The organism is uncultured Streptococcus sp., from assembly GCF_963456385.1.
Classification (GTDB): Bacteria; Bacillota; Bacilli; order Lactobacillales; family Streptococcaceae; genus Streptococcus.
Genome location: NZ_CAUOLF010000012.1, coordinates 1 through 16318 on the forward strand (window position 1 = coordinate 1; position 16318 = coordinate 16318).

Annotated in this window: 14 protein-coding genes, 1 pseudogene and 1 other annotated feature; of the genes and pseudogenes, 2 read left to right on the top strand and 13 right to left on the bottom strand. The window is 43.7% G+C overall.

Translation table 11 applies throughout. The features are described from left to right. The 7 genes and pseudogenes from RP262_RS06230 to RP262_RS06260 all read right to left on the bottom strand — a co-directional run. Window positions 1-63 (bottom strand): annotated as a pseudogene (locus RP262_RS06230) (bL21 family ribosomal protein); the annotation flags it as partial. 33 nt (window positions 64-96) lie between these two features. After that, window positions 97-276 (bottom strand) — a sequence feature (ribosomal protein L21 leader region). A 170-nt stretch (window positions 277-446) separates the two neighbouring features. After that, entirely contained in the window at window positions 447-968 is a 522-nt protein-coding gene (locus tag RP262_RS06235; RefSeq protein ID WP_268688353.1) for an isoprenylcysteine carboxylmethyltransferase family protein, read from the bottom strand. 21 nt (window positions 969-989) lie between these two features. Beyond that, entirely contained in the window at window positions 990-2204 is a 1215-nt protein-coding gene (gene thiI, locus RP262_RS06240; protein ID WP_125347768.1) for a tRNA uracil 4-sulfurtransferase ThiI, read from the bottom strand. 3 nt (window positions 2205-2207) lie between these two features. Next, window positions 2208-3350, bottom strand: coding sequence for a cysteine desulfurase family protein (locus tag RP262_RS06245; protein ID WP_311154595.1), 1143 nt, complete (start codon window positions 3348-3350; stop codon window positions 2208-2210). 100 nt (window positions 3351-3450) lie between these two features. Then, window positions 3451-5361: a fructose-1,6-bisphosphatase gene (locus RP262_RS06250; RefSeq protein ID WP_311154627.1), complete on the bottom strand. Its 1911-nt coding sequence runs from the start codon at window positions 5359-5361 to the stop codon at window positions 3451-3453. A 42-nt stretch (window positions 5362-5403) separates the two neighbouring features. Further along, window positions 5404-6222 (bottom strand): pyruvate, water dikinase regulatory protein, encoded by an 819-nt coding sequence (locus tag RP262_RS06255; RefSeq protein WP_080555413.1) that lies wholly within the window; start codon window positions 6220-6222, stop codon window positions 5404-5406. 5 nt (window positions 6223-6227) lie between these two features. After that, window positions 6228-6857 carry a CBS domain-containing protein gene (locus RP262_RS06260; RefSeq protein ID WP_002915339.1) on the bottom strand — a complete coding sequence of 210 codons (630 nt, stop codon included), beginning with the start codon at window positions 6855-6857 and terminating at the stop codon, window positions 6228-6230. 244 nt (window positions 6858-7101) lie between these two features. Here RP262_RS06260 and ppdK point away from each other — a divergent pair, with 244 nt between their 5' ends. Both ppdK and RP262_RS06270 read left to right on the top strand, forming a co-directional pair. Then, window positions 7102-9723 carry a pyruvate, phosphate dikinase gene (gene ppdK / locus RP262_RS06265; RefSeq protein ID WP_311154596.1) on the top strand — a complete coding sequence of 874 codons (2622 nt, stop codon included), beginning with the start codon at window positions 7102-7104 and terminating at the stop codon, window positions 9721-9723. A 184-nt stretch (window positions 9724-9907) separates the two neighbouring features. After that, complete coding sequence (locus RP262_RS06270) at window positions 9908-10324, top strand: DUF6556 family protein (protein WP_311154597.1); 417 nt, start codon at window positions 9908-9910, stop codon at window positions 10322-10324. 71 nt (window positions 10325-10395) lie between these two features. On the opposite strand, the gene RP262_RS06275 is transcribed toward RP262_RS06270, so the two are convergent. The 6 genes from RP262_RS06275 to RP262_RS06300 form a co-directional block, all read right to left on the bottom strand. Then, window positions 10396-11466, bottom strand: coding sequence for an ABC transporter substrate-binding protein (locus RP262_RS06275; RefSeq protein ID WP_223312834.1), 1071 nt, complete (start codon window positions 11464-11466; stop codon window positions 10396-10398). Next, on the bottom strand, window positions 11463-12236 hold the full coding sequence (locus RP262_RS06280; protein WP_002900472.1) for an ABC transporter permease: 774 nt from the start codon (window positions 12234-12236) through the stop codon (window positions 11463-11465). Before RP262_RS06280 ends, RP262_RS06275 begins: the two co-directional genes overlap by 4 nt. Next, complete coding sequence (locus RP262_RS06285) at window positions 12233-13039, bottom strand: ABC transporter permease (RefSeq protein ID WP_311154598.1); 807 nt, start codon at window positions 13037-13039, stop codon at window positions 12233-12235. The genes RP262_RS06280 and RP262_RS06285 overlap by 4 nt, the downstream gene beginning before the upstream one ends. Beyond that, window positions 13020-14177: an ABC transporter ATP-binding protein gene (locus tag RP262_RS06290; protein WP_002906676.1), complete on the bottom strand. Its 1158-nt coding sequence runs from the start codon at window positions 14175-14177 to the stop codon at window positions 13020-13022. The genes RP262_RS06285 and RP262_RS06290 overlap by 20 nt, the downstream gene beginning before the upstream one ends. A 181-nt stretch (window positions 14178-14358) precedes the next feature. Then, on the bottom strand, window positions 14359-15264 hold the full coding sequence (murB, locus tag RP262_RS06295) for a UDP-N-acetylmuramate dehydrogenase (protein WP_002897679.1): 906 nt from the start codon (window positions 15262-15264) through the stop codon (window positions 14359-14361). 107 nt (window positions 15265-15371) lie between these two features. Beyond that, window positions 15372-16283 carry a hypothetical protein gene (locus tag RP262_RS06300; protein WP_311154599.1) on the bottom strand — a complete coding sequence of 304 codons (912 nt, stop codon included), beginning with the start codon at window positions 16281-16283 and terminating at the stop codon, window positions 15372-15374. Window positions 16284-16318 lie beyond the last annotated feature (35 nt).

Below are 16318 nucleotides of genomic sequence, written 5' to 3' on the forward strand. Positions count from 1 at the left end.
TGCTTGACCAACTTCAACTTTAACTTGTTTTCCGCCAGTTTTAATGATTGCGTATGTGCTCATTATGCACCTCCTATGATTTTTAGGGTTTCCCCGGATTTTGTGAAGACTCGCCTAGCATCGTGGGACGAACCACTTAAGAGAAGAGCTCTAAGTATAACAAAGAATAAACTAGGAATTGAGCCGAAGGCATAACTTGTGTTAGGCAAGGCGATAATGACGAAGTTTAAATTTGTTATACGACGAGCAACGATGTTCGTGCGGTTGCACAGGAATGTGCATAGTCAACTCTACAAGTATAGCACTTCTGCCGCTCTTTAGCAAGCTTTTTCATCTCATGAAAACGGATTTTCAAGGATTATCTTTAGATTTTGTCCACTAATGAACATAGACAATTTCAGTTATCCGCTAACCTCCTTGTTAAATAATGATTAGATAAAAAATTTCTAAATATAACGCCGCACCCTATCTTGATAGTCTTGGTAAGACTTTCCGAATTTTTCAAGACACCAGCGCTCCTCGGAGAGGATAATCCAGTGGGCCGAAGTCTGAAACATGACTAAAATAAGACAGAAAATCATTGACTTAGTCAAAAAAGCTATTCCCAAAAAACAAACAAAGTAAGCTACATACATGGGATTACGGGAATAGCGATAAAGGCCCTTTGTATTCATGCCGTTTGCATCTGGTCTAGCAAAATCCCTCATACTGATAGCACACAAAGCCAAACCAAGCAGGTAAATAGCCACTCCAGCATAAAAGAAAACAGAAAAATCAAACTTAATTTCAAGCAAAAAAGGAGTTATGAACACGGCTAGATTGCTCAATTGATAAATCATATAAGCTATCTTTTCCTTTCCTTGGACTGGTGCAAAATAAGCTGCGCGTGACAAAGCATTTTTGCCAAAATGACTTAATAAAGGAAAACGAATCAGCAGAAAAGGAATTAAGAGAAAAACAGCAAGCATAAACGTCACCTTCTCTCGCTTTTACAAGAGCCCCTCAATCAGCTCATCAACTTCGTCGGTCTCAGCTTCTGGTCTGATTTCTGTAATCATGATTCCTGCAACAGCGCGCTCCACCAAGCCTTCAACATCTAGGTAAGCTTCGTACTTCTCAGCATTCTTGATTTTCGGATTAGTTTTAGGTCGGTCTGGAGCAAAAATGGTACAGCAGTCTTCAAATGGTTGGATAGAGATTTGGAAAGTATCAATTTTCTCTGCAATCTCAATGATTTCCAGCTTGTCCATGGTCACGACAGGACGGATAACCGGTGTATTGGTCACAGCGTTGATAGCCTGCATACTTTCAATGGTTTGACTTGCCACCTGACCAAGACTTTCTCCGTTGATGATGACTTGAGCGCCCCTCTCCTCCCGAATCCGGTCCGTAATGCGCATCATAAAGCGACGTGTCAGTGTCATGAGGTAGGCTTCTGGAGCCTTGGCCTTGATTTCCTCCTGAATCTCTGTAAAAGGGACTTCGATAAACTGGATGTTGCCGCCAAACTTGGTCAGTTTCCGCGTCAAATCCTGAGCTTTTTTCAGAGCACCTGGACTGGTATAAGGCGGACTGGCAAAGTGAACTGCTTCGATGTCTACACCCCGCTTGAGAGCTAGATAGCCTGCTACCGGTGAGTCAATCCCGCCAGAAAGCATGAGCATACCCTTTCCTGAAGTGCCGACTGGCAGGCCTCCAGCACCACGAATGGTCTCATAAGAGATATAAGCCGCTTCTTCACGAATTTCGACCCGAAGTTCAATATCTGGCGCTTTCATCTTGACCTGAACATTGGGAATGGCCTCAAAAACAGCATCACCAAGTGTCTGGTTAAGCTCGCGGCTATCCAATTCAAAACTGTGGTCACTGCGCTTGCTGGTAATCTTAAAGGTCATGCCTTCCTGATAGACTTGCTTCATGATGGTTTGAACAGCTTCAATCAAGGCTGGTACAGACTTTTTAACCCTATAAGATGGCGAGAAATTCTGAATCCCAAAAATCTGCTTGAGTGATTCAGCAACAGGCTGATAATCGGTTCCTTGCAGATAGATATGAGTGCGGTCACGGTCAGCCTTGACATGGACCTGCGGATAGACTGACAAAACAGCCTGAATATTGCGTTTGAGTTTGTTGATAAAGCGCATGCGGTTCTTGCCCTTGGTAGACAGCTCACCGTAGCGTACCATAATTTCTGAATAATGCATTGTTTACCTTACTTTTCTAGTTTTTTCGTAAATGATTCTAAAAGTTGTCAAAAACTGCTCCATCTGGCTCATATCGTTGTTAAGATCCAAACTGATACGGACAGCAGTCTGAGCGAGAGATTTCTCAACGCCCATAGCGATTAGGGTTCCTGCTGGCTTTCCAGCCTTAGAAGAGCAAGCACTGGTAGTCGAGATATAAATCTCATAGTCTTCAAATGCATGAACGACAACTTCACCTCGCACTCCCTTGATACCAAAGGTTAGTATATGGGGCGCAAAATCCTCCATGTCTGAGAAAATCATCACATCTGGATACTTCTGCAACTCTTCAAGAAGAATTCTCTTCATCTGAGCCGTCCGCTGGGCAAATACTTCTTGCTTTTCCATGGACAAACGCAGAGCTTTGGCTGTCGCTGCAATGCCTGCTAGATTTTCCGTCGTTGAGCGCTTATCCGACTCCTGGCCGCCACCGGTCAAGAGCGGGCTGATTTTCTTGCCAGACTTGATATAGACAAAGCCTACTCCCCGGACACCGTGAAATTTATGACTGGAAAATGTCGCAAAATCCACGCGATCCGTCAGATAAGCAGCTGTAGGAATCTTCGTAACAGCTTGTACTGCATCCACATGAAAGGAAATAGTCGGCTTGTCTGCTAGTAGTTCGGATATCTTCTGAATGGGCTGAATACTGCCGATTTCATTATTGACAGCCATGATGGAGATTAGAGTGGTGTCTGGTCGAATCAACTCAGCCAGCTTGTCTACCTCAATAAAACCCGCCTTGTCTACTGGGGCAAAATCTATTTCAAAGCCTTGACTCTGAAGCCAGAGGGCTGATTCTTTAACTGCAGGATGCTCAATGTTAGATACGATGATGTGTTTGCCAAAAGGAACCTTTTCAAAAGCAACTCCCTTTAGCACCCAGTTGTCCCCTTCAGTCCCTCCAGACGTAAAAAAAATCTCCGAAGAAGACTTGCCTAAAAGCTCTGCAATTTGCCTGCGTGAAGCTGCTAAGAGACGGGTTGCCTGACTGCCTAAACTGTGCAGACTGGATGGATTGCCCCAGATTTTAGAAGCGACCTCTGTGTAGGCGGCCAAAGCCTCAGGATAAGGCTTGGTTGTCGCTGAATTATCTAAATAAATCATGTTCTTTCCTCTAAATTTCAATACTCCTATTGTAACACGAAAGAGAAGCTGGAACAAGAAAGAAAAGGCCCTAAATTCTGTTAGAACTTAGGGATAAATATCACCGGTCATAAAACTCATGCAGCAAGCTAAAGAGTTCCTGTTGTTGAGCTAACAAGCTCTGACCTATGGTAGTAGATTTGATGAGGGTTCGTTCCTCTACATTTTCAATCACCTTTTTCAGAGAGGTCTGAGCAAAAGGAGATTCAACGACTTTTTGAGCGTTTTGGAAAGGCTGATGAGTCACCAACTGGAAGCCATAGGAATTATTGAGCAGTGAATAGCCGGCCGTTCCAGTTTTCTTCTGATATGCCTTGCAGAGGCCACCATCAATGACAAAGAGCAAACCGCCACCACGGATAGGCGACTCTCCCTTGCCCGTCTTAACCGGAGTATGACCATTGACCATCCTAGACTCTGGAGAAAAGAGGCCAAATTCTTCCAAAATCAGCTGGCAGACTTTCTCAGAATTTCGATAAGAAAAATAAGAATTTTCCACTTCCTTGTGGGTGTCCTTATCTTCGATGAAATAGCGCTCCAAGGTAGTCATCTTTTCTTTTCCAAACAGGGGCGATAGCTTACCTTTCCAGCAATACCAAATCAAGTCAGTCGACAAATCATCGCCCACTTCCTTGTTCTTGGCCGACTGTCGAATATGATACTCAAAGAAATCCAGCAATTCCTTGCCTGAATAATGGGCTTGATTGAGAATGAAAGGCTGGAATTCTCCTGACGGCTCCAGAGGAATGCAACCGTGAAAAAGCAAGTGCTGGTTGTAAATCTTATACATAGAGCCCTTGTTCATCAGAAGACTCATATGCTCAGCCATCTTAAGAGAATTTTGGAATGAGGCCATCATACTGTCTACAGCTTGATTTTCTTCTGGTGTCAAAGCTGATGGATTTTCCGGATTGATAGTTTGGAAGCAGGTATTAACCAGGGCATGTTTAGTATCGTCAATCGTAATGCTTTCTTCCCAATAGTCAATCTTGTCCAACATGACATGGTCCTGCATCTGGAATTCAGGCCGTCGTTTGATGAGTTGATTTTCCAGCTTGAACTGGATAATCGCTAAGGCTTGGTGAACCTTTTCCAGCTGCAGAATTTCCTCATCTGAAAATTCCTGCTCTCTGCCTCCAAGAATGGGTCTAAACTTAGGATTAGACTGGTAAGTCTTATCCGCAAAAAGAGTCAAGGAGCGTAGGTTTAAACCATAATCTTTCTCGATATCCCAGAGATAGCCATAGCGAGCTGCGATGCGCAGCACATTGAGCAAGCAGGCCTTAGAGCCAAAAAAGGCTCCCATCCAGATAATGTCGTGATTGCCCCACTGAATATCAAGCGAGTGAAAATGCTGCAGTTCATCCATGACCTGAGCACTGCCAGCTCCTCTGTCAAAAATATCTCCAACCACATGCAGATGGTCAATCAACAACTGCCGAATACTTCGGGCCAAGCCTAGAATAAAAGGCACCGCTTCCCGCAATTCAATCACATAAGTCAGGATATTCTCAAAATAGGATTTTTTATCAGCTAAAGCCCGGTCACTATAGAGCAACTCCTCGATAATATAGGCATATTGTGGCGGCAAGGCCTTTCTGACCTTGGACCGACTGTATTTGGCACCTGCAAAAGCCAGCAAGTTCAAGAGCTGGGGAATGGTTTCCTGATACCAGTCTTTGCCTTTAGTTTCTTCCCCCAGCACAAGCTCAGGATAGGAAACCAGCGCTGACAGGCGGTCTTTGTGATCTTCTGACAAGCTGTCTCCAAAACAGTCCTTAATCTTCTCATTGAGGATACCTGCACAGCTTCTCAAAATATAGTCAAATGCAGCAAACTCCCCGTGAATGTCACTGATATACAGCTCCGTTCCTTTGGGCAGATTCAAAATTGCCTCTAGGTTGGTCAGCTCTGTAATGACCTTCTGCCGACTGTCAAATTCTTTCAGTAAAATACGCTTATATTGCTCCATCATATGCCCTCACTCTATAACCGCTTTTTGCAATCTTCTCTCTTATCTCAATTTCTTCAAATGATCTTCAATCAAGAAAGCCGTCTCCTCGATTGACTTATCGGTGATATTGATGACATGAGCCCGATACTTTTTAAAGACTTCTTTTGAGTAGTCTAGTTCTTCGTATATCTTTTCCAGATCCGTGTAGCTGGTCGACTGGGTTAATCCCAGAGAATTCAAGCGATTACTGCGTATCTTAGACAGTTTTTCTGGCTCACATAAAAGGCCGATAATCCGCTCCGGATCAACCTTATCCAAAACTTGAGGCAGAGGGACTTCTGGAATCAAAGGCAGGTTAGAAACCTTATAGCCTTTATTAGCCAGATAAATACTGAGTGGCGTTTTAGAAGTACGTGAGACACCCAAGAGGACCAAGTCTGAATCTAAAAATCCTTGTGGTGCCTTGCCATCGTCGTATTTGACTGCAAACTCAATAGCAGAGATTTTATTAAAATACTCAGTGTCTAGCCGGTGCAGAGTACCCGGCACCTCTATAGGACTGGTGCCCGTCTTTTCTCTGATAATCTCAAAAAATGGATGCATCAAATCCAGATAAGCAAGGCCATTGGACTTACTGAACTCCCTAGCAGCTGCTGCCAAGTTGCCATCAACCAGTGTACTGATGACAAGGGCATCATCCTTGATGGCATCACGTAGAATTTCCAGCAATTCTTCTTCCTTGTTGATAAATGGGAAACGATAGCTGTTATTAAAAATAATATCTGGGTACTGGGCTGTCACTGCAGACAGCAACTTCTGCGAAGTCCCCCCCAAAGAATCTGAAATGCTGTAAACAATAATTTCTTTCTTCATGTTCATTCCTCTTATCTATTAACCTCAGCGCTTCTAGCCTCTTGAATAATATAATCCAGCAGAGCTGACTTGGTCACAGTTCCTAAAATTTTACGCTCATTATCCTCATCGACTACCGGCAGTGAATCAATCGCAAAATCCTGCAAAACTGCTGCCGCTTCCAAAATATTCATATCCTTGTAGCAAGTTTTAATATGGGGCATTCGGGTCATGCAGACCGCTACGGGTGTGCTGTCAATGTTAGTATTGAGCGAAGCCCGCAGCAAGTCTTTACGCGACAAAATCCCCAAGAGCAGCTTATGCTCATCAATGACATAGAGAACATCCGCATCATACATAAATAATGTAATAATGGCATCTTGAATAAAAGAATCATGAGATACCAAAACAGGCGAAGTCATAATCTCAGCCACTTCCTTTCGAAAGGTATCGAAAAAGAAAAGCGTCTCTAAATCTGAGCCTGAGTATGTGTAACCAACTTTAGGTGTAGCCTTCAAAATTCCAACCAAGGTCAGAAAAGACAGGTCCGAGCGCAAGGTCGCCCGAGAAATATCCAGTAATTCAGAGATTTTCTCACCGCTGAGTGGCTGGTGTTCTTTTACAATTTCTACAATTTTCTTTTGCCGTTCACTTAATTTCAAATAGGTCTGACTCCTTTATTCTTTATAATAGATGATTAGCCTGATTTCTCTTAAAAGTTGTTATTATTACTCATATTTCATTTTCAGACGTTTAAATAATCATCATTTTGTAACACATTATAACAAAAAAAGAAAAATTGTCAATAAAAAAAGATACTTTTTTCGGTTGACAAATATATGTGATGTATATTACAATGTAGTTGTCCTACAATATGACACATATTTCATAATTTTGGAGGTAAATATGGCGAAATGGATTTACTCCTTCGAGGAAGGATGTGCAGATGACAAAGCTCTGCTTGGCGGAAAAGGAGCCAACCTAGCTGAAATGACCAATTTGGGACTGCCTGTCCCTCCAGGTTTTACTATTACCACAGAAAGCTGTATCGAATATTTAGAAAAACCTTATTTCTTTGAATCTTCTTTAAAAGAAGATATTTTGAAAGCGGTTACTGATTTAGAAGAGAAAACAGGTAAATATTTCAGCGGCAACGACTCTGCCTTGCTCTTAGTGTCTGTTCGAAGCGGAGCCAAGTTTTCCATGCCGGGCATGATGGACACTATTCTCAATCTAGGTCTGAACGATTTAAGAACCCAGACTCTGGCTGAGCAGACCAATGCTGACTTTGCCTACAACTGCTACCGCCGGTTGCTGCAAATGTTTGCTGATGTGGTTTATGGAATTTCCAAGGATGAGTTCGATGACCTCTTGGGCTATTTTGAAAGAAATGCTGGCAAACAGGCCAAGGATTTCACATTGGAAGAACATCAAGCATTAATCGACCAGTACAAGCAGCTTTATCGTGAGCATCATCAAACCTTCCCGCAAAGCTCAAAAGAACAGCTCTATGCAGCTATCAAGGCGGTCTTCAAGTCTTGGAATAATCCCCGAGCTAAGGTTTACCGCAACTTGAATGATATTCCTCATGATTTGGGAACAGCGGTAAATGTCCAAGCCATGGTCTTTGGCAATAGCGACCAAGCCAGTGGTACAGGAGTCGTCTTTACGAGAAACCCTGCCAGTGGTGAGCATCAGCTATTTGGCGAATTTTTGCTCAATGCACAAGGAGAGGATGTCGTAGCCGGTATTCGGACTCCTGAGCCTATCGCTGCACTTGAGACAGCTCTCCCTCAGGCTTATGCAGCCTTCCAAGACTATGCTAAGATTCTCGAAAACCACTATAAGGACATGCAAGATATCGAATTTACCATCGAAAAGGGTAAACTCTATATTCTCCAAACTAGAAACGGTAAACGGACTGCCAAGGCATCTTTGAAAATCGCCTTAGATCTGGTAGACGAGGGCATTATCAGCAAAAAAGAAGCTCTCCAGCGTGTATCTCCTGCTACGATTAGCCAGCTCATCCATCCTGTATTTGAAGAAAAAGCTCTGCAAGATGCTCCTTTCTTGGCTCAAGGACTGCCAGCCAGCCCTGGTGCTGCAACTGGTGAGATTGTCTTTACAGCTGAGCGCGCCAAAGACTACCACTCCTTGGGCAAAAAGGTCATTTTAGTACGGCAGGAAACTTCACCTGAAGACATTGAGGGCATGGTCGTCAGCCAAGCCATTGTAACCAGTCAGGGCGGCATGACTTCTCACGCAGCTGTCGTAGCTCGAGGAATGGGAACCTGCTGTGTGGCTGGATGTGGAGAGTTGAACATCAGCGAGGATAGCAAGACCGTTTCCTGCGGAAGTCTTGTCTTGACTGAAGGTGATGTCATTTCAGTTGATGGCAGCTCTGGGCGCATTTATAGCGGTGAGATTCCGACAGTTCTAGTCGAAAATGATCAAGAACTCCACCGCTTGCTTTCATGGGCAGATGAGTTCGCACAACTCAAAGTCCGTGCCAACGCAGAGACCGTTCAGGATCTGAAAACAGCTATTAAGTTTGGGGCAAAGGGTATTGGTCTGGCTCGTACCGAACACATGTTCTTTGGTCAAGAGAGGATTCTGGAAATGCGGCGCCTGATTCTAGCCGACAATGAATTGGAAACCAGATCCGCCCTCAAAAAACTACTGGAGTTCCAAGAAGAAGACTTCTATCAAATGTTCCAAGCAGTTCTGGACAAACCAATGATTATCCGTCTTTTGGATCCACCGATGCATGAATTTCTACCTAAAGATTCACAGGAAATCAAGGCTTTGGCTGACAAGCTGCACAAGTCACCAGAAAAACTGACTCGCCGCATTGAACAACTGCAAGAAAGCAATCCAATGCTAGGCCACCGCGGCTGCCGTCTGGGGATTACGCAACCAGAGATTTACAAGATGCAGGTCGAAGCAGTCTTCAAGAGTGCTATCAAGCTGAGTCAGGAAGGATTGACCGTCAAGCCAGAAATCATGATTCCGCTGATTGCAGACAAGGCTGAGCTGAACTCTGTCAAAGCCTTTCTCACCAAACATATCAACAAGCTCTTTAGGCATCAAGGTCAGGAGCCTTTCCCTTATGAAATCGGCACCATGATTGAACTTCCGCGCGCCTGTCTGGTTGCAGACCAGCTGGCTCAGGAAGCAGACTTCTTCAGCTTTGGTACTAACGACCTGACCCAGATGACCTATGGCTTCTCACGGGACGATATTGGAAAATTCATCGGCCATTATAAGGAGAAAGAAATCCTTCCTTTTGATCCTTTCCAAACTGTCGACCAAGCTGGTGTTGGTGAATTGATGCGGATAGCCATCAGTAAGGGCCGTCAAGTCAAGCCTGAACTTCCTATCGGCATCTGTGGCGAGGTCGGTGGTGATCCTACTTCCATCCCCTTCTTCCAAGAAATTGGTGTCACCTACGTTTCCTGCTCTCCTTATCGGGTTCCAGCAGCTAGGCTGGCTGTCGCTCAAGCGGCACTCCAAGATGAGAAGGCGTGATTACTTTGCTATTCTAGCTCAAGAAGCTGCTCAACCAAAATTTGAGCAGCTTCTTTTCTTAACAACAATATTCTGTGTGCGTTTTCATAGATAAAAATTTGATTTTTTTAAGACATTTTCAGATAAAAAACGTATAATGAGAGATAAGAAATCATTGAAATTTTAAAAGGAGATTCTTTCGAGCATGGAAAACTATTCTCGCAGCAATAAAAACAAGACAAAATCATCTAAAAAACCTACTAAACAGCATATTAAAACTGGTCTTTCAGCCTTCCAAAAAACTATTGCAACTGTTGCCAGTATCTTATCTATCATCATTGCCAGCATCACGATCATGAATCTAACGGACCAAAAGGATGAAAAATCAAAAACCGATACCAGCAGCTCTACTGCAACGACTACCATTATAAAGGAAATCGAAAAAGAAACAAGCAGCCCTGCTTCAACAACTGCAACTGATACAGCAGCTTCCAGCAGTGATACAGCAGCCGTTGAGACTAGTGCGTCTAGCTCTGCTGCAGATACAGCAGCAGGCGATACTACTGCCTCTAGCTCTGCGGCAGACACTGCAACCAATACTCAGACAGAATCTTCAAACTAAGTAAGCAGCAAACGCCCAGCTCATTGAGCCAGGCGTTTTTCTTGTATTCATCAAGCAAACTTGTTTGATGATCACTTCCGATACATCTTGACTTGAAGATAGAGGTCGTTGTAGGTTCCCAACCATTTAGGGCCCAACTGCTCATAAACTTCCAGATGTTTCATCGTTTCCTCAGTCGGATAAAAAGCCTCATCTTCCTGAATTTCCTTAGGCAACATGGCTTTGGCAGGAAGATTTGGTGTCGAATAGCCGACATAAAGAGCATTTTTATAAGCATTTTCCGGTCTCAGCATAAAGTTAATAAACTGATAGGCCGCTTTTTTATTTTTGACCGTTTTGGGAATGACAATATTGTCAAACCAAAGATTGCTGGCTTCTGTAGGCACGACATAGCGCAAGTCTTCATTGGCCTCCAGCATCTGCCGAGCCTCGCCAGAAAAGGTCACACCGATAGCAGCATTGTTCTGAATCATATAACCTTTCATCTCATCAGCCACAATGGCCTTGATATTTGGTGTCAAAGTATAGAGCTTGTCGACAGCCTCCTGCAGCTGATTAGCATCTTTGGAGTTGAGACTATGACCGTCTGAGTTCAGACCAAGTCCCATGACTTCACGAGCTCCATCAATCATCATAATAGAGTTTTTGTATTCAGGACGCCAGAGGTCATTCCAATGCTCAGGAACTTTATCAACCATTTTTTCATTATAGACAATACCCAGCGTTCCCCAAAAATAAGGAATCGAGTATTGATTTCCAGGATCGAAAGGCTGGTCTAAAAAGTCAGATCCGATATTTTCCAAACCTTTAATCTGGCTATGATCTAGCTTCTCTACCAAGCCTTCTTTCATCATCTTGGCAATCATATATTCACTGGGAATAGCAATGTCGTAGGTTGTGCCGCCCTGCTTCACTTTTGTATACATGGCTTCATTGGAGTCAAAGGTATCGTACTGGATTTGGACACCAGTTTCCTTAGTAAACTCAGTCAGAAGTTCAGGATCGATATAGTCACCCCAGTTGTAAATGACCAGCTTATCGCTCTCCTTGCTCTGCGTCCGACTTTCAATCTGGTAACTGACACCCCACAAGACTAAGATAATCAGCAGAATCCCCGCTAAAAATGAATAGAGTTTTCTCATACAGTCTCCTCCTTCTCACGGGTGATAAAGTAATACCCAATTACCAAAGCAATGCTGAAGAGAAAGACCAAGGCTGACAGGGCATTGATTTCCAGAGAAATTCCCTGACGAGCGCGGGAGTATATCTCAACAGACAGAGTCGAGAAGCCATTGCCTGTAACGAAGAAGGTCACTGCAAAGTCATCTAGCGAGTAGGTAAAGGCCATGAAGTAGCCAGCGATGATGGCTGGAGTCAGATAAGGCAGCATGATTTCTTTCAGCATTTGCAATTGGCTGGCGCCTAAGTCATAGGCAGCCTTAATCATATCATCATTCATTTCCTTCAGACGCGGAAGAATCATCAGCACCACAATCGGAATGGAAAAGGCCACATGGCTAGCCAGCACAGAGAGAAAGCCCAGCTGGAATTTAGCTGTGGTAAAGAGAATCAGAAAACTTGCTCCAATCATGACATCCGGCGCCACCATGAGGATATTGTTGATAGACAGAAAGGCATCCTGATATTTCTTGCGGGCTTGATAGATATAGATGGCTCCAAAAGTTCCAATCAGCGTCGCAATCAGTGATGACAGGAAAGCCAGAAAGAAAGTCTGAACCAAAATCAGAATCAAACGTGAATCCTCAAAGAGATTCTGGAAATGGCTGAGACTGAATCCTGTAAAACGATTCATATCTTCCCCTGCATTAAAGGCATAAGCAATCAGGTAAAAGATGGGGATGTAGAGCACCAAAAAGACAAAGGCCAGATAGAGATTTGCAATTTTTTTCATCGCCCTCTCCTTTCCTTGGTCGCCCACATGGTAAAGAGCATAGCAAGAATCAACACCACACCGATAGTGGAGCCCATGCCCCAGTTCTGAGTAGTCAGGAAGTGCTGCTCAATGGCAGTTCCCAGAGTAATTACTCGATTACCGCCGATTAAGCGAGTCAGCATGAAGAGACTGAGACTAGGGATAAAGACAGACTGCACTCCACTTCTGACACCATTCAAAGACAAAGGGAAAACAACCCGACGGAAAGTCTCCCAGCGATTAGCTCCCAAGTCGTAGCTGGCATTGATAAGATTTGGATCCAAATCATCCAGAACATTGAAAATGGGCAGAATCATAAAGGGCAGCTCGATGTAGCTAGCTACAAAGATAAATGAAAAGTCCGTAAAGAGAATCTGCTGCGGTCCTATTCCGATAAAAGTCAGAAATTGATTGATTGAGCCATTCTGACCGAAAATACCAATGAAAGCATAAGCTTTGAGCAGGAGATTGATCCAGGTCGGCAAGACAATCAGCATCAGCCAGAGCTGCTTGTGCTTGAGCTGAGTCAAAAAGAATGCAGTCGGATAGGAAATCAGCAGGGTTACAACAGTAATAATCCCTGCATAAAGAATCGAATTCAGACTCATCTTGAGATAGGTCCAGTTCTGCGATGTGAAGTAGGTCTGGTAGTTTTCCAGAGTAAACTGGCCTTCAATGTTAAAGAAGGATTTCCAGATAATCATGACAACAGGTGCCAAGACAAAGAGGAAAATCCAGAGCAGGTAGGGCAAGAGAAAAAGATTAGAGGTTGTTTTCTTCATCGCGTTCCTCCTCAATAGCATTGATCAGACCCGCTTCCTGCTCTTCTACTTCAACATATTCTTCGATACGGGCATCGAACTCTTCTTCAGTTTCATTGAGACGCATGATATGGATATCCTCTGGCTCGAAATGCAGACCAATTTCTTCTCCGACAATGGCCTTGCGAGTCGAGTGAATCATCCATTCATTGCCCAGTTCATCATAAGCGATAATCTCATAGTGAACGCCGCGGAAAAGCTGGGTATCAACTTTAACCTGCAGCTTGCCTTCTTCTGGCAGAGTAATCCGCAAATCCTCCGGCCGAATCACCACCTCGACAGCTTCATTTGGGCGCATCCCACCATCTACTGCTTCAAAGCGCTTGCCGTTAAACTCAACCAGATAGTCTTCAATCATCTTACCTGGCAGAATATTGGACTCGCCAATGAAGGTTGCAACAAAATGATTAATGGGCTCGTCATAAATATCGACAGGCGTCCCCGACTGAACAATTTCACCGTCATTCATAACGAAAATCCAGTCGCTCATAGCTAGGGCTTCCTCTTGGTCGTGCGTGACAAAGACAAAGGTAATGCCGAGACGCTGCTGCAATTCCCGCAACTCATACTGCATATCTGTACGCAGCTTCAAATCCAGAGCAGACAGCGGCTCATCCAGTAAAACAACCCGCGGCTGATTAATGATTGCCCGCGCGATGGCTACACGCTGGCGCTGACCGCCCGACAGTTTGCGAATAGAACGGCGCTCAAAGCCTTCCAGCTGAACCATTTTCAGTACTTCAGCAACCCGCTCTTGAATTTCTTTTTTATCAACCTTGCGCAGACGCAGCGGAAAGGCCACATTTTCAAAAACATTCATATGCGGAAACAGTGCATAGGACTGAAAAACAGTGTGGACGTCTCGTTTATTAGTTGGAATATCATTGATGCGGACGCCATCAAGAAAAATATCCCCGTCCGTCGCGTCCAAAAGACCGGCAATAATGTTCAGAATCGTTGATTTTCCTGAACCAGAAGACCCCAGCAAAGTATAGAACTTTCCTTCTTCCAGCTCGAAATTAATATCTTTCAGAACGACAGTATTATTATCTTCAAAAACTTTTGAAACGTTTTTAAACTCGATGATTGGTTTTTTCAATTGTCATAAATTCCTTCTTTCTCGTATTAACAGATTAAGGGTTCTGTCAGACCGCTGCTACCTCGTGAGGGCTGTAAAGGCCCTTTATAAATTCCGTGTCGATAGGCTTTCACCCCCTTACTAAGTTGCAGCCAGCTGCAGTTCCTTATCCAGCATACTTCTACTGGAAATCATATCTGTCTTACAGAGATTCACCAATGATGCGGACTTCGCGCTCCAGAGTAATACCTGAATTTTCCCGCACTCTTTCAATCACATGGGCAATAAGATTTTCATAATCTTGAGCCGTTCCTTTATCGACATTAATCATAAAGCCGGCATGCTTCTCGGATACTTCTACACCACCGATCCGATGGCCCTTGAGGCCTGCTTCGCTAATCAGCTGACCAGCAAAGTGACCCAAAGGACGCTTGAAAACAGAGCCACAAGATGGATATTCCAAAGGCTGCTTGAGCTCCCGCAGATGGGTTAAGCGCTCCATTTCCTGACGAATCGTTCTGTGAACACCAGGCGAAAGAGCAAACTTAGCAGAAATAACAATGTCGCCTGTTTCTTGAACAAGTGAGTGACGATAACCAAACTTCATATCCCGAACATCCAGCGTTTTGACTTGACCCTGAGGAGTCAGTACCTTGCAAGATACCAAGACATGAGCAATCTCGCCACCATAAGCCCCAGCGTTCATAAAGACAGCTCCGCCGACGCTACCAGGAATGCCACAAGCAAACTCAAAGCCTGTCAGACTATTCTGCAGGGCGATATGGGTTGTCTGAATCAGATTAGCTCCAGCCTCTGCCTCAATCATATAGCCATCTACTGCTACATTGTTGAGCTTGTCAAACATAATCACGAAACCTCGGATACCGCCATCTCGCACAATGATATTACTGGCATTTCCCAGCACCATCCAAGGAATGTCTTCTTGATTGGCAAAATTGACAATACGAGCCAGCTCATAACGATTACGAGGGAAAACTAAGAAATCGGCTGCGCCCCCGACCTTTGTATAAGTGTATTGGCTCAAAGGCTCATTGAAGCGAATGTCGATTCCCTCTAATTCAGATTTTAATTTCTCTAGTTTTTGCATGATTTTCTCTCTTTTATGTAAACAAAATACACTCTATTATATCAAAAATCTATGGCATTTACGATAGATTACAAAGAAAAAGCTGAGAAAGTTCAGCTTTTTAATGGTTATAATTTTCTAGTAGCAAAACGTTGTGTTTGAGTAGAAAGAGCATTCCTGATGGCACCGAAAGCTCCCGCTCCAGTGAAAACATAGAGCAAGATCAAGTTGAACCAATAGTTATCTGGGATGATTCCATTAAAAATTGATTCGTTAACAGCTGAAAAGGCATCAAATATATTCGCGTCTGGATATTCTCGAACAAGTAACAAAGCATAGTCAAACTGATTGACTAAGAAAGTCACCAAGACCATAAACACGATACTAATAGCAATACCTGCTTTAGATAGCTTTTTACCCAGCAACTCATACCCTTTGATAGTACAGTAACCCATGGCCAACCCTCCAGCAACAGCCACATAGTTCATCTGTGCAATCAACAAGATCACCGCTCCTCCGATGAGACTGCCAACAAAAGCACCAACAATACCACCAACGATACTTTCTTTTTGATTGTCATAGATCTGATTTTCCAGCGAAAGACCTGAACTCAGAGTCTCAAAGCTTTGTCGCGACAAAATCAGGATATTTCCTCCCAATTGATAGACATCAATCTGCCCAGGCTCACCACTCTGCTCACAAACATTTACAAATCCTCTTTCCTTGAAAAAGACAAGTGCTTCTTGAACAGCTTGTGCAAGAGCTTGATTGGTTTTGGCTTTAGCATAAAGTACTAGCTTATAGTGATTCAGTTGGCTACTGGTTAGAACCTCTGAGTTTTTAATCAAATCATCAAAGGCATTTGGCGCAGTAAAAGCATCGCCAGCCTTAACAGAAAAACAAATCCTATATTGCTTTCTTTGCTCTGTAGGCTCAATATAGAGCGTGTAACCTTCTATCTGTCCGAAGACAAGAGACGAAAATTCATCAAACTGTAAGCCTAGCTCAGTCGCTAGAGCCTGTAATTCTAAATGATCCATAAAGTGAATTAACCTCCTTTAAGCTAGACCCATTA